The sequence below is a fragment of the Pseudomonas sp. GW822-FHT02D10 genome, assembly GCF_058802345.1.
Window position 1 is genome coordinate 1 of sequence record NZ_JBXAOB010000023.1, and the last position, 19,572, is coordinate 19,572.

Below are 19,572 nucleotides of genomic sequence, written 5' to 3' on the forward strand. Positions count from 1 at the left end.
AATCCGATGCCAGAGATCTGGCATCGGATTTTCTAGGAAGCCCGGCGTGGACTCAAATGCTTAAGTGAACAGCATTAGGCCATGTGCCGGGTTTGTTGTTTATGGGGTTCATACAAAACCCTGTGGGAGCGAGCTTGCTCGCGATGAGGCCAGTACATTCGAGATTGATGCTGAATGTGATGCCGCTTTCGTCGGATCGCCGCCCGGAGCAAGCTCGCTCCCACAGTTGATCTTCGGCGTGCTGAATATCTCATTCAGGGTATCCTGACGCACCCCTAACGCGGACACGCTTTTCCATGCTGGTGATTTCCAACAATGTGCATCTGCCGGATGCCGAGATCGAATTGACCGCCATTCGCGCGCAAGGTGCGGGTGGGCAGAACGTCAACAAGGTCTCCAGCGCGGTGCACCTGCGCTTCGACATTCCGGCGTCATCCTTGCCGGAGTTCTACAAGGAGCGCTTGCTGGCGCTGCGTGACAGTCGGATCACCAGTGACGGCGTGATCATCATCAAGGCTCAGCAATACCGTACGCAGGAAGCCAATCGCGCCGATGCGCTGGCGCGTCTGACCGAGTTGATCCTCAGCGCCACCAAGGTTGAAAAGAAGCGTCGTCCGACCAAGCCGACTCTGGGGTCGAAGAAGCGTCGGCTGGAGTCAAAAACCAAGCGCGGCTCGATCAAGGCCGGGCGCGGTAAAGTCGACTTCTAGCGGGCTTCGCGTTCTGCGCGGTATTTTTCGTTCAGGTGCAGTGGCGACTGGCGGTACAGGTAGAAACTGAGCATCAAACCGCTCAAGGCAGCGAGGGCGGCGAACAGGAAGATCGAGACAAAGCCGAATCCGGCTGCGATAGCGCCTGCCAACGGGCCGGTGATTCCCAGCGACAAATCGATAAACAACGAGTAAGCCCCGACCGCCGCGCCACGGCTGGACGCCGGCACCAGATTCACCGCTTCCACGCCCAGCGCCGGGAATACCAGCGAGAAACCGAACCCGCTCAACGCCGCGCCCGCCAGTGCCCAATGGGCGTCCGGGGCCAGCCACAACAGCAACAAGCCGAGGGTTTCGACCGACAGGCAGGCCATCGCCACGCGAAAGCCGCCGAGGCGATTGATCAGGTTGCCAAACAGCAGGCGCGCGCCAATGAAACAGCTGCCGAACAGGCTCAGGCAAAGCACGGCGTTGTCCCAGTGTCGGGTGGCGTAATACAGGGTGATGAAGGTGGCGATGGTGCCAAATCCGATCGAGCCCAGCGCCAGACCGCAGCCGTGGGGCAGCACCCGTCCCAGGACATGCATGAACGGCAGACGCTCACCGACAACAATTGGCGCCGCAGTTTTTGGCCAGGCCAGCAGCAGCCCCAACACCGCCAGCAACAGAATGCTCACGCCCATGCTCCACAGCCCAAAGTAATGCACCAGCAGCACGCCGAGCGGTGCGCCGACGGCCAGCGCGCCGTAACTGGCGATGCCGTTCCAGGAAATGACCTTGGCAGTATTCGCTGCACCGACCCGGCCGATGCCCCAGCCAATCGAACCTGAGCCCACCAGGCTCTCGGCGCTGCCCAGCACCAGTCGACCGATCAACAGGCTGATCAGGCTCAAGGTCGGCAGGCTTTGCGTCCAGGCTGACAGCAGCATGAACACCCCGCTCAAACCGCAGCCGGCCAGGCCATACATCACTGCGCGTTTGCTGCCCTGGTTGTCGATGATCCGGCCCGCGTACGGGCGGCTGAGCAGGGTGGCGAGGTATTGCACGCTGATCACCAGGCCTGCGATGACTGCGCCAAAACCCAGGTCGCTGTGCACATAGCCGGGCAACACGGCCAAGGGGATGCCGATGTTCAGATAGCCGATGAAGGTAAACAGGACGATGGAAACGACTTGCAGCGTGACCGCCAAGGGGCGCTGAGGATCTGGCATGGGAAAGGTCCACGGGACAGCAGGATAGATAGGCTGCTTATGATACCGGTGGTTGGATGCGCAGAGGCGGAGAAGTTGAAGCGAGGTGTCGGCCGTTGTGTTGCCTGACAGGCATCAGGATTTGGCGGGTGCGACCAATTGCGTGGTGACCAGTGCGGCGAGGGCGTTTTCCTGGCTGCCGAAGCGGGCCAGTAGCAGGGCTTGTTTCTCGGGTGTCAGGCGGTTCCAGACATCGATCATCTTTTCAGCGGTGCCGATCAGTACGCTGGCCTGGCTTTCGGTGAAGGTGTCGGTCATGTGCGGGTCCTTGGGTTCAGGCTGTGTGGAAAGCGCATGTGTTAGCGCTTTCCACACGGTCTGGGTAGTGCTTTTTCAGTCTTCGCTGTCGGCCTTGCGGCTGCCAGTGGCTTCTTTCGGCTCGGGCTGTTGGGCGCCGGCTTGTTGCGGGGTTGTCTGCGCAGTTTCGTGCAGGCTTGGGAAGGGGAGATTAGGAATCTCGTGCATGGTGATTGCTCCTCGCAAAGTCTGTTTTTAAATCGCTGTGTAGATCCGCGCTTTTAAAAAGCCTCGGCAGGATACAGCAGGGGAGATGACAAAAAGACTTTTATCTCCCTTTGTTGCGACGGATGGCCGAAGGAGGCGGTGCGAATTAACAGCAAAAGATCGCAGCCTCCGGCAGCTCCTACATTGGATCGACGTACATCCTGTAGGAGCTGCCGAAGGCTGCGATCTTTTTAAGGACGGCAGACGTCAGCGATGGCTTGCGCCAGCAAATCCAGGCGTGTGGCATCAATCCCGGCGACGTTGGCACGCCCTGAGTTGACCATGTACACGCTGTGCTTGTCCCGCAGGTTTTTCACCTGAGTTGGCGTCAAACCGGTGTAGGAAAACATCCCGCGTTGCACGCCGATATGGGCGAAGCGTTCGCCCAAACCGTGTGGCTCCAGCGCCTCCACCAAACCTGAACGCAGCTGCGCAATGCGCAAGCGCATGGCTTCCACTTCGTCGGCCCACAGCTGTTTCAGCTCCGGGTCGCCGAGGATGGTCGCCACCACGGCGGCGCCGTGATCCGGTGGTGTCGACCACAAGTTGCGGGCGATGTTAGCCAATTGGCTGCGGATATCCACCAGCTTCTCGGCATCCTTCGCGCAGACGATCAGCGCACCGGTGCGGTCGCGGTACAGGCCAAAGTTTTTCGAGCAGGAACTGGTGATCAGCAGCTCGGGCAGTTCAGCGGCAAACAACCGCACGGCCCAGGCATCCTGCTCCAGACCATCGCCAAAACCCTGATAAGCGAAGTCGATCAGCGGTAGCAGTTCGCGGCTGCGAACCACCTCCAGCACGCGGCGCCAGTCATCGTGAGACAAGTCGAAACCGGTCGGGTTGTGGCAGCAGGCGTGCAGCAGCACCACATCGCCCTTGGGAATCAGGTTCAGGGTCGCCAGCATCGCTTCGACGTCGAGGCGATTGTCGCTGCCCACGTACGGGTAGTGGCTGACCTTGAGGCCGGCGGTGGCGTAGATGGTTTCGTGAATCGGCCACGTCGGGTTGCTCAGCCAGATGCCACGCCCCGGCAGGCATTGCGCAATGAAGTCGGCACTCAAGCGCAAGGCGCCGGTGCCGCCCGGGGTCTGGGTCGCGCCGACACGCTGCTCGGTGATCAGCGCGGAATCAGCGCCGAGCACCAGCTCGTTGATCACTTTGCCGAACGCCGCGTCACCGTGACCACCGATGTAGGTCTTGGTGGTCTGGCGATCGACCAGGCGCAGTTCGGCGAGTTTCACCGACTGCGGAATCGGGGTCAGGCCCTGGGCGTCCTTGTAGACGCCCACGCCAAGGTCGAACTTGCACGGATTGTTGTCCTGCGCATAGGCCTCCATCAGGCCGAGAATCGGGTCGCCGGGTACTCGGCCGATGGCGTCGAAATGCATTATTTACGGCCCTCGGCGTCTTTCGCTACTTCATCAGTGCGCGCGGCCATGATGAAGTCGTTGCGGTGCAGGCCTTTGATCGAGTGGCTCCACCAGGTCACGGTGACTTTGCCCCACTCGGTGAGCAGGCCAGGGTGGTGACCTTCGGCCTCGGAGATTTCACCCACGGCGTTGGTAAAGGCCAGGGCGAATTTGAAATTCTTGAACAGGAAGACTTTTTCCAGCTGCATCACGCTGTCGCGAACTTCGATGTTCCAGTCAGGGATCTGCTTGATCAGTACCGGCAGTTCTTCGTCGCTGACTTGTGGGGCATCGGCACGGCAGGCTTCGCAATGGGCTTGGTTCAGAGTGTTCATGGTTTATTCCTATTCAATTCTTGTTAGACGTTGTTACTTTTTACGAGCATTTGCAAGGTTGCCGCGACTGCGGCGCACTCAGGCCGCCTTGGGTTTTGGTGGAAATTTCGGTGCGTGCAGACCCAGCTGCATACCTTTGTGGACCATGCCCATGATGTCTTCGTGAGCCAGATCGAACAGGCGCTTGAGGTCGGGCAGGACAAAGTACAGCGGTTGCAGGATGTCGATGCGATACGGCGTGCGCATCGCTTCCAGCGGATCAAAGGCTTGATGCTCTGGCTCGTCGGACAGGCTGTACACGGTTTCTTTCGGCGAGGAGAGGATGCCGCCGCCGTAGATGCGTTGGCCTTCCGGGGTGTTCACCAGGCCGAACTCGATGGTCATCCAGTACAGACGCGCCAGATAGACGCGTTCTTCCTTGGAAGCCTGTAGGCCGAGTTTGCCGTAAGTGTGGGTGAATTCCGCAAACCAGGGGTTGGTCAGCAGCGGGCAGTGGCCAAAAATCTCGTGAAAAATGTCTGGCTCTTGCAGGTAATCCAGTTCTTCGCGGGTACGAATAAAGGTCGCGACCGGAAACTGCTTGTTGGCCAGCAATTGAAAGAAGGTCTGGAATGGAATCAGCGCCGGTACCCGGGCGACTTGCCAGCCCGTGGTCTCGCCGAGAACCTTGTTGATTTCGTCGAGTTGCGGAATGCGGTCATGGGGCAGACCGAGCTTTTCGATGCCGTCCATGTATTCCTGACATGCACGACCCTCGAGCACTTTCAGCTGGCGAGTGATCAGCGTGTTCCACACCGCGTGTTCTTCAGCGGTGTAGTGGATAAAACCTTGCGCATCGGGCTCGCGGGCCACGTATTGCGTCTGCTTCATGCTGCTCTCCTGCAAAGGGATACGTTCTTGTTATGTCTTGCTTATGGACCTAGAGATACGCCGAAGTGTGCGACCTTGCAGCAGGGTTTGAGCGTTGCGCGTAGGAAAATTCTCGGTTTTTCGTAAAGTATTCGTTACGGATTGACGGCTGTGGCGCAGGTATTGAGATTTCCCGGTTTGAAAAGGCCCAAAGCTGTCACATAATCTTGACGACTAACTTTGCGTCTCGGCAGAAAAATCCTCGCCACGCGCTCCATTCACCACCGTTCGGGCCTTTATATGCGTATCAAAGTCCATTGCCAGAACCGCATCGGCATCCTGCGCGACATTCTCAACCTGTTGGTGGAGTACGGGATCAACGTCGCTCGCGGTGAGGTCGGCGGCGAGCATGGCAATGCGATCTACCTGCATTGCCCGAACCTGATCAACCTTCAGTTCCAGGCGCTGCGTCCGAAGTTCGAGGCGATTGCCGGTGTATTCGGCGTCAAGCGCGTAGGGCTGATGCCCAGCGAGCGTCGGCACATGGAGTTGAATGCCTTGCTCGGCGCGCTGGAGTTTCCGGTGCTGTCGATCGACATGGGCGGCTCGATCGTTGCGGCCAACCGTGCGGCTGCGCAGTTGCTCGGTGTTCGGGTGGACGAGGTGCCGGGTATTCCTTTGTCGCGTTATGCCGAGGATTTCGATCTGCCGGAGCTGGTGCGTGCCAACAAGTCGCGGATCAACGGCTTGCGGGTCAAGGTCAAGGGCGACGTGTTCCTGGCCGATATCGCGCCGTTGCAATCGGAGCATGACGACAGTGAGGCGATGGCCGGCGCCGTGTTGACGCTGCATCGCGCCGACCGGGTCGGTGAGCGCATCTATAACGTGCGCAAGCAGGAGTTGCGCGGCTTCGACAGCATATTCCAGAGTTCCCGGGTCATGGCGGCGGTGGTTCGCGAGGCGCGACGCATGGCGCCACTGGATGCGCCGCTGCTGATCGAAGGCGAGACCGGCACCGGTAAAGAACTGTTGGCGCGCGCCTGCCATCTGGCCAGCCCACGCGGGCAGTCGCCGTTGATGGCGCTCAATTGCGCCGGGCTGCCGGAGTCGATGGCCGAGACCGAGCTGTTCGGTTACGGCCCAGGTGCATTCGAGGGGGCACGGGCCGAAGGCAAGCTCGGGCTGCTGGAACTGACGGCGGGCGGTACGTTGTTTCTCGATGGTGTCGGGGAAATGAGTCCGCGCTTGCAGGTGAAACTGCTGCGGTTCTTGCAGGACGGTTGCTTCCGCCGGGTCGGCAGCGATGAAGAGGTTTATCTGGATGTGCGAGTGATCTGCGCAACGCAGGTCGATTTGTCCGAGCTGTGTGCGAGTGGGGAGTTCCGTCAGGATCTTTACCATCGCTTGAACGTGCTTTCGCTGCACATTCCACCATTGCGTGAATGCCTCGACGGGCTGACGCCGCTGGTGGAGCACTTTCTTGATCAGGCCAGCCGGCAGATTGGTTGTCCGTTGCCGAAACTGGCGCCAGCGGCGATGGATCGGCTCAGTCATTACCACTGGCCGGGCAACGTCCGGCAGTTGGAGAACGTGTTGTTTCAGGCGGTGTCGTTGTGTGACGGCGGCACGGTCAAGGCTGAACATATTCGCCTGCCGGATTACGGTGTGCGCCAACCCTTGGGGGATTTCTCGCTGGAAGGCGGGCTGGATGAGATTGTCGGGCGTTTCGAAAAGGCTGTGCTGGAGCGGCTGTATTCCGAATACCCGAGCAGTCGCCTGCTGGGCAAGCGCCTTGGCGTATCCCACACCACCATCGCCAACAAGCTGCGTGAATATGAAGTCGGCAAGACCGAGTCATAGCGGGTACCCGCTGTGTTTATGCTGGTGTCATCGTCGGATCGCCGCCCGGAGCCGGCTCGCTCCCACATGAGTCTTCAGTGGCCGCATAATTTGTGAGCATTCCATAACCCTGTGGGAGCGAGCTTGCTCGCGATGGCGGTAGTGGCCGCTGCCCAAGGTCAAGCGTTGCCGCCAAACGGCATAACCGCGCCGGTTTTTCGTCTTTGACACAATTGCCCATTTTCCTCTGATTCCTCTCAAGTCCTTTGTTTAGAGGGCTGCGAAGCCCTGTGTGGGAGTTGGTCTGCAAATTGCTTGAGGCTCAGCAGTACAGCGGTGGGCGGCAAACGTCCGACATGCAGAGGAAAGACTGTGGACAAGTACCTTTATGTGGCAATGACCGGCGCCAGCCAGAACGCACTGGCGCAAAAGGCTCATGCCAACAACCTGGCGAACATCTCCACCAACGGTTTTCAAAAGGACCTGGAGCAGGCGCGGTCGATGCCGGTGTTTGGTGACAGCTTTCCGGCGCGAGCGTTTGCCTTGACCGAACGTCCGGCCACCGACTTCTCTCCTGGCGCGATGATTGAAACCGGTCGCGACCTCGATGTGGCCGTCACTGGCAACGGTTGGATTGCCGTGCAGAATCCCAATGGCGGCGAAAGCTATGTGCGCACTGGCAGCCTGAATGTCGACGCCCTGGGCGTGTTGCGCGCCGGCAACGGCATGCCAGTCATGGGTAACGCGGGTCCGATTGCGGTGCCACCAGAACAGAAAATCGAAGTGGGTCAGGACGGCACGATCAGTATTCGAGCGATGGGCGAAGGTCCGCGCGTCATGGCCGAGGTCGACCGCATCAAGCTGGTCAACCCGGACATCAAGAACATGACCAAGGGGCTGGACGGCACGATCCAGACCGCGGATGGCAAGCCGGCACCGGCCGACGCCAACGTGCAACTGGTGTCGGGTTTCCTTCAGTCGAGCAACGTCAACGCCGTTGAAGAGATGACCTCGGTGTTGGCCTTGTCCAAGCAATTCGAGCTGCACATCAAGATGATGAACACCGCCAAAGACGACGACCAGGCCATGGCTCGGGTCTTGCAGATCAGCTAATTATCAGAACGTCGCGCCGTAAAACAGGCGCACGAGGAGAATCGAATGCTTCCGGCTTTATGGGTTGCCAAAACAGGTCTGTCCGCCCAGGACACCAACCTGACGACTATTTCCAACAACCTGGCGAACGTGTCGACCACGGGTTTCAAGCGTGACCGTGCCGAGTTCCAGGACTTGTTGTACCAGATCAAGCGTCAACCAGGCGCCCAGTCGACTCAGGACAGCGCACTGCCGTCGGGTCTGCAATTGGGTACCGGTGTGCGTATTGTCGGCACTCAGAAAAACTTCACCGCCGGTAGCCTGCAAACCACCGACCAACCGCTGGACATGGCGGTCGATGGTCGCGGTTTCTTCCAGATTCTGCAGCCCGATGGCACTACCGCCTACACCCGTGACGGTACGTTTCACCTGAACGCCAACGGCCAGATCGTCAATGCCAGCGGCTTCGCCCTGGAACCGGCCATCGTCATTCCGAACAATGCGCAGACCTTCACGGTCGGTCGTGACGGTACGGTGTCGGTGACCATTCCGGGCAACGCCGCCGCGCAGGTGATCGGCAATCTGCAAACCGCCGACTTCATCAACCCGGCGGGCCTGCAGTCCATGGGTAACAACCTGTTCCAGGAAACCGCTGCCAGTGGTGCGCCGCAAGTCGGCACCCCGGGCCTGAACGGTCTCGGCACCACGCTGCAGAACACCCTGGAAACCTCCAACGTCAGCACCGTTGAAGAGATGGTCAACATGATCACCACTCAGCGCGCCTACGAGATGAACTCCAAGGTGATCTCCACCGCCGACCAGATGCTCTCGTTCGTCGCGCAAAATCTGTAATCAAGTCTGTGGGGCGGCATGAGGTCGCCTGCAACACCGTGAGGTAGGGTCATGAATCGCTTTGTATCTGTTCTCGCACTGAGTGGGTTCGCCGTGCTCGCGGGCTGCGTCGGCCCGACGCCGAAGCCCAATGACCCGTACTACGCGCCCGTGTTGCCTCGTACTCCATTGCCGGCGGCGGCGAACAATGGCTCGATCTATCAGGCCGGTTTCGAGCAGAACCTGTACAGCGACCGCAAGGCTTTCCGGGTCGGTGACATCATCACCATCACCCTGAACGAGAAGACCCAGGCCAGTAAAAACGCCAACTCCCAGGTGGACAAGACCAGCAAGACCGGACTCGGTCTCACCTCGTTGTTCGGTGGTACCCCGGCCACCAACAGTCCTCTGAGTCTGAGTGCCAATTACAGCGGTGACCGCGCAACCAAGGGTGACAGCAAGGCCGGGCAGGGCAACAGCCTGACCGGCTCGATCACCGTCACCGTTGCCGACGTGTTGCCCAACGGCATCATTGCCGTGCGTGGCGAGAAGTGGATGACCCTCAATACCGGCGATGAACTGGTGCGTATTGCCGGTCTGGTCCGGGCGGATGATATCGCTACCGATAACACGGTGCCGTCGACTCGTATCGCTGATGCGCGCATCACCTATTCGGGTACCGGTTCGTTTGCCGATGCGAGTCAGCCAGGCTGGTTCGACCGTTTCTTCTTAAGCCCGTTGTTCCCTTTCTAGGTGATGAAACGACTCATGTTTAATTTCAAGCACCTGATGGCGGCCATGTTGTTGCTGTCCACCTCCTTCGGCGTTCAGGCCGAGCGGTTGAAGGACATCGCCAGTATTTCGGGCGTGCGTTCCAACCAATTGATCGGCTACGGCCTGGTCGTCGGGCTTAACGGCACGGGTGACCAGACCACGCAAACCCCGTTCACCCTGCAGACCTTCAACAACATGCTCTCGCAGTTTGGCATCAAGGTGCCGGCGGGTTCGGGCAACGTGCAGTTGAAGAACGTCGCGGCGGTGTCGATCAGTGCCGACTTGCCGGCGTTCGCCAAGCCGGGTCAGCAGGTCGACATCACCGTGTCCTCGATCGGTAACTCCAAGAGTCTGCGCGGCGGCACCTTGCTGCTGACGCCGCTCAAAGGTATCGACGGCAACGTTTATGCGGTCGCTCAGGGCAACCTGGTGGTTGGCGGTTTTGATGCTGAGGGTCGTGACGGTTCGAAGATCACCGTCAACGTTCCGTCGGCTGGTCGCATTCCGGGCGGTGCTTCGGTCGAGCGTTCGGTGCCGAGCGGTTTCAACCAGGGCAACAGCCTGACCCTGAACCTCAACCGCTCCGACTTCACCACCGCCAAGCGCGTCGTCGACAAGATCAACAACATGCTCGGCCCTGGCGTGGCGCAGGCCATCGACGGCGGCTCGATCCGCGTCACCGCGCCGCTCGATCCGAGCCAGCGTGTCGACTACCTGTCGATGCTCGAAAACCTCGAAGTCGATCCGGGGCAGGCGGTGGCCAAGGTCATCATCAACTCGCGGACCGGCACCATCGTGATCGGTCAGAACGTCAAGGTTTCACCGGCCGCCGTCACTCACGGCAGCCTGACCGTGACCATCACCGAAGACCCGATTGTCAGTCAGCCAGGGCCTTTGTCCAATGGTCAGACGGCAGTCGTGCCACGTTCCCGGGTCAATGCTCAGCAAGAAGCCAAACCGATGTTCAAGTTCGGTCCTGGCACCACGCTGGACGAGATTGTCCGTGCGGTGAATCAGGTCGGCGCGGCGCCAGGTGACTTGATGGCGATCCTCGAAGCGTTGAAGCAGGCTGGCGCACTGCAAGCCGATCTGATCGTGATTTGATATGGCGAACATGGATCTTCACAAGAGCGGGTTGGTCAGCAGCGGCGATTCGGGTTCGTACTCGGACCTGAACCGGCTTAACCAGCTCAAGGTCGGTGACAAGAACAGTGATGCGAACATGCGCAAAGTGGCGCAGGAGTTCGAATCGCTGTTCCTCAGCGAGATGTTCAAGTCCATGCGCTCGGCCACCGAAACGCTGGGCAAGGACAATCCGCTGAACACGCCGGCAGCCAAGCAGTACCAGGAAATGTACGACCAGCAGCTGGCGGTTTCCATGTCCCGTCAGGGTCATGGTATCGGTCTGGCCGACGTGCTGATGCGTCAGATGTCGAAGAACAAACCGCTGGCTCCGGGCGAGGCGGCGGCGATGTCCGCCGCCAAGCAGGAAGCGGCGAAAGCGGCAGTGTCGACGCCAGTGGCTGCCGGCACGGTGGGCACCAATGGGTCGTTGTCGCGACTGAATGGCGAGCGTCCGTTGTGGGCGTCGCGGTCGGTCAAGGCGCCGCTGTCAACGGCTGATCACAGTCATGACGTGGCGCTGCTCAACCAGCGGCGTCTGGCACTGCCGCCGAAACTCACGGACCGCTTGCTTGCCGGTCTGGTGCCGTCGGCGTCGACGACCGTTGCGACCACTGCGACGGCGCTCGACAAAGTCCAATTGCCTCAGGACACCAGGACCGCTTCCGGCCCCCTGTACAACGGCGATTGGCTGGCCTCGCAAACGGATTCGGCATCGAGCGGGGGCATGCAGATTTATGGCCGTGCCATGGCTCAAATACCACTGGCGCCGGCGAAGAAAGCCTTCAGCTCTGCCGACGAATTCGTCAACACCATGATGCCGCTGGCCAAAGAAGCCGCCGACCGCATTGGCGTCGATCCGCGTTATCTGGTGGCCCAGGCGGCCCTGGAAACCGGCTACGGCAAATCGGTCATGCGCGCCCAGGATGGCAGCAGCAGTCACAACCTGTTCGGCATCAAGGCCGGCAGCAGTTGGCAGGGCGATTCGGCGCGGGCAATCACCAGCGAATTCAGGAATGGCGCGATGGTCAAGGAGACGGCCGAGTTCCGCTCCTATGACTCTTACAAGGACAGCTTCCATGACCTGGTGACGTTGTTGCAAAGCAACAATCGCTATCAAGATGTTGTGAAGTCGGCCGATAACCCAGAACAGTTTGTACGCGAGTTGCAAAAGGCCGGGTATGCAACCGACCCGAACTACGCCAGCAAGATTTCGCAGATTGCCAAACAGATGAAGAGTTACCAGAACTACGCTGCGGCGGGCTCTTCCACGACGCCTTTATAGGCATAAGGTATAAGGTCTGAACCATGAGTTTGCTCAATATCGGGATGTCGGGGTTGAATGCGGCCTCATCGTCGTTGGCGGTGACCGGCAACAACATTGCCAACGTTGACACGGCCGGCTACTCGCGTCAGCAAACCGTACAGACCAGCAACTCCTCGATTCAGTACGGCAACAACATATTCATCGGCACGGGCACGACCCTGGCGGACGTACGCCGGGTGTATAGCGCCTACCTGGACACCCAGTTGCAGACCACCACCTCGCTTAACGGTCAGGCATCGTCCTACCTGGGGAAGGTCACGCCGACTGACACGCTGCTGTCCGACAGTGGCACCGGCCTCAGTAGCTCGCTGCAGAAGTTCTTTACGTCCCTGCAAGCGGTCGCGACCACGCCTTCCGATGATGCGTCCCGCCAGTCGGTGATCACCAATGCCAAGGCCCTGAGCGATCGCTTCAACTCGATTTCCAAGCAGTTGAGCGACCAGAACACCGGCATCAACTCCAACCTGTCGGACATGGCGTCTCAGGTGAATAAGCTGGCGAGCTCGATCGCCCAGTACAATCAGCAAATTTCTCAAGTGTCGAGCAACAACGCCAGCAACAGCAGTGGGCCGAGCGACCTGCTCGACAAGCGCAACGAGGCGGTTCGTCAGCTGTCCGATCTGGTGGGTGCTCAGGTTGTCGAGCGCGGCACCAACTACGACGTCTACATCGGCAGCGGCCAGCCGCTGGTGATGGGCAGTACCACCAACACCCTGGAAACCGTACCGAGCAAGACTGACCCGAGTCAGTCGGCGCTCCAGCTGAACCGTGGCTCGAGCGTCATCGATATTACGTCGGTGGTGACGACCGGGCAGATCGGTGGCTTGCTGAGTTATCGCAGCGACGTGCTCAACCCGGCAACGAATGAGCTGGGACGCGTGGCGCTGGCCACCGCCGATCAGATGAACCAGCAGCAGGCCCAGGGCATCGACCGGAACGGCGCCTTCGGTTCGGCGATCTTCAGCAATATCAACAGTGCCACGCTGATCTCTCAGCGCAGCATTGCCCAGGCAGGTAACAGCGCCGGTTCCGGTAACCTCAACGTCACCATCAGCGACACGGGCAAGCTGACCACCAACGATTACCAGGTGACTTTCAGCAGCGCCACGAACTACAGCGTCACGCGCTCCGATGGCACCGCCATGGGTGCCTTCAGCACCACCACGACACCGGCACCGGTGATCGACGGCTTCAGCATGGCACTCAATGGCGGCGGCGCGATGAGCGCCGGCGACACCTTCAAGGTGACGCCGACCCGCAGCGGTGCCAGTGACATCCAGACGGTGATCACTGACCCGAAGACGCTTGCCGCGGCAGCACCTCTGAGCGGTGTTGCCAGCGCCAACAACAAAGGCACCTACACCCAGCCAACGTTGACCAGCACCCTGGACATCTACAACCCGGCGGCCAATGCCGACCTGCAAACCGGGCTCCAGTATTCGACACCGGTCAAAGTGGTGTTCGATCCTGCGGCTGCCGGGACCCAGGGTTATAAGCTTTACGATGCCAAGGGCGTCAGCATGGGGGCGGGCACGATCGTTCCTGGCCAAAGCAATACCCTGAACCTGCAAGTGAATATGGTCGATGGCACGGGTGCCCCGATCCTGGATGGCGCGGGCGTACAGAAGACGTTCTCGATTCAAACCACCGTCAGTGGCTCGCCTGCTTCGGGTGAAAGCTTCAGTATTTCGTTGACCGGTGCCAACTCTTCGGACAACCGCAACGGGACAGCGCTGGTCGGCTTGCAGACCAAGCAGACGGTGGAAACCGGCTCGGTGAGCAAAGGCGTCAGCATTTCGGATGCCTACGGCAAACTGGTTTCCAACGTCGGTGCCCAGGCGGCTCAGGCCAAGTCTGACAGCAGTGCCGCCACGGTGATTCTGACTGGCGCCAAGAGTGCTCGCGATGCCCTGTCGGGTGTCAACCTCGATGAAGAATCCGCCAATTTGGTGAAATACCAGCAGTACTACACAGCCTCATCGCAGATCATCAAGGCTGCGCAGGAAACCTTCAGCACGCTGATCAACAGTCTTTAAGGAGTCGTAATTCATGCGCATTTCTACCGCCCAGTATTACGAAACGACCGCTGCCAACTATCAGCGTAACTACAGCAACGCACTGCAGACCAGCGCCGAAGCGAGCAGTCTGACCAAGGTCAACACCGCAGCCGATGATCCGATTGGTGCTGCGCGCTTGATTCAGCTCGGGCAACAGAGTTCGATGCTGGATCAGTACGCTGGCAACATCAGCAACCTCAAGGGCTCGTACAGCCAGGCCGAAACCGCCTTGAGCGCCATTGGTACCGCCTTGCAGAGGGCCAAGGAGCTGACGTTGAGTGCCAGCAACGGCACGCAAACCGATGCCGATCGTGGGGCCGCGGCCCAGGAATTGGGGCAGATCCAGGACCAGGTGCTGGGCCTCATGAACAGTCAGGATGCCAACGGCAACTACCTGTTCGGCGGCTCCAAAACCAGCACGCCTCCGTACACGGCAAACTCCGATGGCAGCTACAGCTACAACGGTGATCAGTCCGAAGTGAACCTGGCCATCGGCGACTCCATGTCGGTTGCCAGCAACATCACCGGTTGGGATGCCTTTCAGAAGGCGGCCAATACCACTCGCTCACTGACCACCATGACTGCACCCGCGGTGGATGACGGTCGCGTGACGCTGTCCAATGGTCAGATCAGCAATAGCGCAACGTTCGACTCCAAGTTCGCCGCAGGTCAGCCTTACACCGTGAATTTTGTCAGCAGCACGCAGCTGCAGATCACCGATGCGTCGGGTACCGATGTCACCGCCGAGGCCAGCCAGAACGGTGTGATCAGCAATAAAGACGCGTCTAACCAGACGGTCAGTTTCCGCGGCGTGGACCTGACGCTGAACATCAATCTGAAGTCTGGCGATACCGTTCCGGACACAGTGATTGCCGGCCACAGCTTCCAGTTGACGGTCCAGCCGGACACCATCAACACGTCGCGTAGCCCGGGCAACCCGTCCACGGCAGTGATCTCCGGCGCGACCCAGACCAACGCGACTGCCTATGACAGCACCTTCCCGACGGGCGGGGCGATCCTCAAGTTCACCAGTGCCACCGCTTACGATCTGTATGCATCGCCGATCACGGCTAACAGCAAGCCGGTGTCCTCGGGCACCATGGCGGGCTCTACGGCGACAGCGGCAGGGGTCACTTTCACGCTCGGCGGTACTCCGGCAGCGGGCGATCAGTTTGTTGTCCAGCCCAATGACCACCAGACCCAGAACGTTCTGGACACCCTGAGCCAGTTGCGTACGGCGTTGACTACCCCGGCAGATAACAACGCTGTGGCCTTGCAAAAAATGCAGGCCGCCGTCGCGTCGGGCATTGGCAACCTGGACACTGCGCAGGCGCAGGTGGGGTCGGCAGTCACTGCCGTGGGTGTGCGCGGTCAGGCGCTGGATGATCAGACGGCAACCAACCAGAGCCTGGGCCTTGCCAATACGGCCAGCCAGTCGGCCATTCGCGACTCTGACCCGGCGGCGGTCATGACCCGTCTGACATTGCAGCAAACCATGTTGCAGGCCGCGCAACTGGCGTTCAGCAAAATCAGTCAGCTGGGTCTGTTCAACAAGATTTAAGGGGGCCTGGCGCGACAGCGCCCGGCCGTAAATCGCCGAATACCAATCGCCTTTTTTCAGCGGTTTCAGGGGCTCACCCGACCGGGTGAGCGTCCGCCGCTTGAGAGCCCCGCCGTGAATCCAGTCCCGTTAGTCAGCCTCGTCATTCCCGCCTTCAATCCACGCTTCTTCGCCCAAGCCCTGCGCAGTGCCCTGATCCAGCAATACGCCAACCTCGAAATCATTGTGTGCGACGACAGTCGCGGCGATGAGATCCAGCAGGTTGTCGAGTCGCTGACGGGCGATGCAGCAGAGCGCGTGCGGTATGTACGAAACCCACAGACACTGGGGTTTGTCGGCAATCTGCTGACGTGTCTGGATGAGGCAAAGGGCGAGTACATCAAGTTCCTCTGCGATGACGATCAGCTATCTCCTGCGTGTATCGAGCGCCAGGCGCAGGTCCTGAGCGAGCAGGCGGATATCAATCTGGTGCTGGCCCAGCGGGTGTTCTGGGATGCTGACGATCACCCCTTGCCGTCGCGCCTGGAGAACAGCACGCTGTCGCCGGTGTGCGGGATATTCAAGGGCGATGACCTGCTGGCGATTTTCGAGAGCTTCCCGGTCAACTTCATCGGTGGTTTCAGCAGTGCGCTGTTCCGCCGCAAGGATGTGCAGGAGCTGATGCCTGCCTTGACGCAGCCTGGCCATTGCTTTGTCGCGTCGCTCGATCTGGCCTTGTATATCTGCCTGATGCGTCGGGGCAACATGGCGCAGCTCAACTACGTGTTGAGTGTCGAGCGCTTGCATCCAGAGCGTTTGATTCGTCAGCAGCCGATGAAAGACGCGGCAGAGCTGGAAAAACACTGGCTGGTGCAGATGCTCAAGGTTCGAGGTGGCGAGGGCGCACCTGCCGCAGGTTGGGTTCGTTACCTGCCGTTGAGCCGGGCCGAGGAGTCGCCGCGAGTCTGGGATGAGTTGCCCCTGAGTCGAACGCTGGGCACTCGCCAGGCCAACCAGGAATATCGGATTGGCATCGCCAGTGAGAGTTTTCCCCAGCTTTACGCGCAATGGCTGGCGTGTCGCACGCTCAGCGAGACTCAGCGACGTCTGTTGCCGGAAACCCTGGCCGGTTGGCCGCGACAGCCGAAAATCGTCCCGATCATCATTGATGACCAGTCCAGTCGTGCCAGTCTGGATCTCACCCTTAAAAGCCTTGCCGGGCAGCTCTATGCGCCAGAACTGATCCTGGTGTTGTCCAGTGCGTGTACCGAAGCGCAGCTCGATGAGCGGGTGTTCAACTTGCCGTTGCAGGATGATCTGTATGAGCAGCTCAACGCCTTGCTCGCGCAACTCGATGGGGTTGACTGGTTCTACGTGCTGCGTGCCGGCGATCGTCTGGTGGAGCCGACGCTGTTGTTGCTGGCCGAGCGCATCAGTGCGTCACCGAGTGCGTTGTGTGTGTATGGCGATGAAGGCGGGTTGCGCGACGGTGAGTCGGCAGACCCGGTCTTCAAGCCGGATTTCAACCTGGACCTGATGCGCAGTTATCCCTACGTCGGGCGATCCCTGGCGTTTCAGCGTGAGCGCTTTTTGGCGCTGGGCGGCTTCAATTCCTCCTTCGGCGAGCTGGCGCCTCACGATATGCTGTGGCGCATGGTCGAGGATGACGGCATCAAGGTCGTCGAACATATTGCCGAAGTGATGCTGGAGTCGACGCTTGGCCTCTCGCAGTGGCTGGCACTGCCCGAAGTCATTGAGCTCAACCCGCAGGTGCTGGAGGCGCATCTTCAGCGTTTGGGCGTTGCCCATGAGATTCGTCAGGGCAGTTTTACCTTGCTCAATCGTGTCGATTACCGGCACGCGGAGCGGCCATTGGTGTCGATCATCATTGTCTGCAAAGACCAGTTGGCCGTGCTGCAGCGGTGTGCCGAAAGCCTGTTGGAGAAAACCGCTTATAGCGAGTACGAGTTGCTGTTGGTCGACAACGGCAGTGAGTCTGCGCAGACGCTTGAGTGGCTGAGCGCCATGGCGCAGTTGGGCAGTGACCGGTTACGGGTACTGACGTATCCGCAGCAGGGTAATGTCGCGGCGACGCGCAACTTCGCGGCGCAACAGGCCCGTGGTGAATACCTGCTGATGCTCGACCCGTATGTGGTGGTCACCCGTGCGGACTGGCTGGATGAGCTGCTCAACCATGCGCAGCGTCCAGAAGTCGGTGTTGTGGGAGCCAAGCTGTTCAATCCCGACGGTTGCGTGCTGCATGCCGGGCTGATTCTCGGGCTGCAAGGGCCGGCCGGTTCGCCGTTTTTTGCTGACTCGCTGAACGCCGCCGGTTACATGCATCGTTTGCAGGTGGTTCAGGATTTGAGCGCTGTGGGTGCCGATTGCCTGATGGTGCGCAAGGCAGTGTTCGAGCGTGTCGGTGGGCTTCAGGCAGAGGATTTTGCCTTGACCCTCAACGATGTGGACCTGTGTTTGCGGGTCCGTCAAAACGGCTACCTGGTGGTGTGGACGCCGTACGCCCAGTTGGCCCTCGGGACACAGCCTGCGGCGGTACCGGGCAAGGCCGAGCTGGCGCAGCGCACGCAGGAGCAGGAAACGTTCTACCGGCGCTGGCTGCCCATCATCGCCCGCGACCCGGCATACAACCCGAACCTGATGCTGAATACGCTGGGCGGTTCCAGTTACAGTCTGGAGCCAGGCTTGCGCACCGGCTGGAGCCCGTTTTCCGTTCGCCAGTTACCGAAGGTCATGGCGTTGCCGGTCAATTCCTCGGCGGTAGGTCACTATCGGGCGATCCAGCCGCTGGTCGAGTTGGAGAAGGCCGGCCGGGCGACCGGGCGAGTCTATTACGACCTGCCGTCGATCATCGAGATCGAGCGTGAGTCGCCGGACGTGATCATTTTGCAGGGGCGCTACAGTGAAGGGCCGATCAACGAGATCGCCGCCTTCAAGCCCTATACCAACGCCCGACTGATTTACGAACTGGATGACTATGTCATCAAGGCGCCGAAGAAGAACGCGCACATTCGCAATATGCCGGACAACGTCGAGATGGAGCGTCTGGTCCGTCGCGGCATCGGCCTGTGCGATCGGGTGGTGGTTTCGACTCAACCACTGGCCGATGCGTTGTCGTCGATGCATCACGACATTCGGGTCGTGCCGAACATGCTCGCGACTCATCTTTGGGATGGCCTGCGCAGTCAGCGCCGCACCTCGAAAAAACCACGGGTTGGCTGGGGCGGCGGTACCAGTCACTCGGGCGACCTGGCGATCATTGCCGACGTCGTTCGCGAACTGGCCAACGAGGTGGATTGGGTGTTCTTCGGCATGTGTCCCGAAGAGTTGCGCCCTTACATGCACGAGTTCCATGGCGTGATTGACCTCAGTGTCTACCCGGCAAAACTGGCCAGTCTGAACCTGGACCTGGCGCTGGCACCGTTGGAGTTTCATATCTTCAACGACTGCAAGAGCAACCTGCGTCTGCTGGAGTACGGCGCCTGCGGCTACCCGGTGGTGTGTACCGATACCGAGGCGTATCGGGGTTATCTGCCGTGCACTCGGGTTGTCAGCAACAGCACCGATGAGTGGTTGCAAGCCATCCGCATGCACCTGGCCGACCCGGATGCCAGCTACCGCATGGGCGATGAGCTGCGCGAAGCGGTGCTGCGCGACTACATGCTGCGCGGGGATAACGTGCGGTACTGGGAAAATGGCTGGTTGGCCGACTGACGTCCGCTTACCTTCGTAGGAGCTGCCGAAGGCTGCGATCTTTTGATTGTGTTATTGAAAAGATCGCAGCCTTCGGCAGCTCCTACGCCCGTTCCCGTGTCAGCGCCAGCTGGCGCGTTTCCTGCAAGTCCCCCTGAAAATCGCCATAAATCGAGCATGTGCGGTGCAGCCGGAAGGTGATGGGTGCAGCCTCATACGATT

16 protein-coding genes are annotated in these 19,572 nt (G+C 60.0%); 10 read left to right on the forward strand and 6 right to left on the reverse strand.

Annotated features, from left to right (window positions below; genetic code table 11):
- Positions 1 to 296 precede the first annotated feature (296 nt).
- Positions 297 to 710, forward strand: coding sequence for an alternative ribosome rescue aminoacyl-tRNA hydrolase ArfB (gene arfB, locus AC1RPZ_RS25330; RefSeq protein WP_019692415.1), 414 nt, complete (start codon positions 297 to 299; stop codon positions 708 to 710).
- On the opposite strand, the gene AC1RPZ_RS25335 is transcribed toward arfB, so the two are convergent.
- The 6 genes from AC1RPZ_RS25335 to phhA form a co-directional block, all read right to left on the reverse strand.
- The gene (locus AC1RPZ_RS25335) at positions 707 to 1,921 is read right to left on the reverse strand and encodes an MFS transporter (RefSeq protein ID WP_493140367.1); all 1,215 of its coding nucleotides are present in this window, start codon (positions 1,919 to 1,921) and stop codon (positions 707 to 709) included. The two genes, arfB and AC1RPZ_RS25335, sit on opposite strands and share 4 nt — an antisense overlap.
- A 114-nt stretch (positions 1,922 to 2,035) precedes the next feature.
- Positions 2,036 to 2,218 carry a hypothetical protein gene (locus AC1RPZ_RS25340; protein ID WP_071551321.1) on the reverse strand — a complete coding sequence of 61 codons (183 nt, stop codon included), beginning with the start codon at positions 2,216 to 2,218 and terminating at the stop codon, positions 2,036 to 2,038.
- Positions 2,219 to 2,293: 75 nt separating this feature from the next.
- On the reverse strand, positions 2,294 to 2,425 hold the full coding sequence (locus tag AC1RPZ_RS25345) for a hypothetical protein (protein ID WP_256676601.1): 132 nt from the start codon (positions 2,423 to 2,425) through the stop codon (positions 2,294 to 2,296).
- A 230-nt stretch (positions 2,426 to 2,655) separates the two neighbouring features.
- On the reverse strand, positions 2,656 to 3,852 hold the full coding sequence (locus tag AC1RPZ_RS25350) for an amino acid aminotransferase (protein ID WP_493140369.1): 1,197 nt from the start codon (positions 3,850 to 3,852) through the stop codon (positions 2,656 to 2,658).
- Positions 3,852 to 4,208, reverse strand: coding sequence for a 4a-hydroxytetrahydrobiopterin dehydratase (locus AC1RPZ_RS25355; protein WP_493140371.1), 357 nt, complete (start codon positions 4,206 to 4,208; stop codon positions 3,852 to 3,854). The genes AC1RPZ_RS25350 and AC1RPZ_RS25355 overlap by 1 nt, the downstream gene beginning before the upstream one ends.
- A 78-nt stretch (positions 4,209 to 4,286) precedes the next feature.
- Positions 4,287 to 5,078: a phenylalanine 4-monooxygenase gene (phhA, locus tag AC1RPZ_RS25360; RefSeq protein ID WP_493140373.1), complete on the reverse strand. Its 792-nt coding sequence runs from the start codon at positions 5,076 to 5,078 to the stop codon at positions 4,287 to 4,289.
- A 279-nt stretch (positions 5,079 to 5,357) separates the two neighbouring features.
- Here phhA and AC1RPZ_RS25365 point away from each other — a divergent pair, with 279 nt between their 5' ends.
- From AC1RPZ_RS25365 to AC1RPZ_RS25405, 9 genes are all read left to right on the forward strand, one after another.
- A complete protein-coding gene (locus tag AC1RPZ_RS25365) occupies positions 5,358 to 6,917 on the forward strand; it encodes a sigma-54-dependent transcriptional regulator (RefSeq protein ID WP_493140375.1) in 1,560 nt (519 codons plus the stop codon).
- A gap of 351 nt (positions 6,918 to 7,268) precedes the next feature.
- Positions 7,269 to 8,009, forward strand: a complete 741-nt coding sequence (locus tag AC1RPZ_RS25370; RefSeq protein ID WP_493140377.1) for a flagellar basal body rod protein FlgF — start codon at positions 7,269 to 7,271, stop codon at positions 8,007 to 8,009.
- 45 nt (positions 8,010 to 8,054) lie between these two features.
- Positions 8,055 to 8,840 (forward strand): flagellar basal-body rod protein FlgG, encoded by a 786-nt coding sequence (flgG, locus tag AC1RPZ_RS25375; protein WP_493140379.1) that lies wholly within the window; start codon positions 8,055 to 8,057, stop codon positions 8,838 to 8,840.
- A 51-nt stretch (positions 8,841 to 8,891) separates the two neighbouring features.
- On the forward strand, positions 8,892 to 9,572 hold the full coding sequence (gene flgH, locus AC1RPZ_RS25380; RefSeq protein ID WP_493140381.1) for a flagellar basal body L-ring protein FlgH: 681 nt from the start codon (positions 8,892 to 8,894) through the stop codon (positions 9,570 to 9,572).
- Between the two features lie 15 nt (positions 9,573 to 9,587).
- A complete protein-coding gene (locus AC1RPZ_RS25385) occupies positions 9,588 to 10,697 on the forward strand; it encodes a flagellar basal body P-ring protein FlgI (RefSeq protein WP_493140382.1) in 1,110 nt (369 codons plus the stop codon).
- 10 nt (positions 10,698 to 10,707) lie between these two features.
- Positions 10,708 to 12,000 carry a flagellar assembly peptidoglycan hydrolase FlgJ gene (gene flgJ / locus AC1RPZ_RS25390; protein ID WP_493140384.1) on the forward strand — a complete coding sequence of 431 codons (1,293 nt, stop codon included), beginning with the start codon at positions 10,708 to 10,710 and terminating at the stop codon, positions 11,998 to 12,000.
- Between the two features lie 23 nt (positions 12,001 to 12,023).
- Complete coding sequence (gene flgK, locus AC1RPZ_RS25395; protein ID WP_493140386.1) at positions 12,024 to 14,078, forward strand: flagellar hook-associated protein FlgK; 2,055 nt, start codon at positions 12,024 to 12,026, stop codon at positions 14,076 to 14,078.
- Positions 14,079 to 14,091: 13 nt separating this feature from the next.
- Positions 14,092 to 15,660 carry a flagellar hook-associated protein 3 gene (locus tag AC1RPZ_RS25400; RefSeq protein WP_493140388.1) on the forward strand — a complete coding sequence of 523 codons (1,569 nt, stop codon included), beginning with the start codon at positions 14,092 to 14,094 and terminating at the stop codon, positions 15,658 to 15,660.
- Between the two features lie 114 nt (positions 15,661 to 15,774).
- Positions 15,775 to 19,371: a glycosyltransferase gene (locus AC1RPZ_RS25405; RefSeq protein WP_493140390.1), complete on the forward strand. Its 3,597-nt coding sequence runs from the start codon at positions 15,775 to 15,777 to the stop codon at positions 19,369 to 19,371.
- Positions 19,372 to 19,572 lie beyond the last annotated feature (201 nt).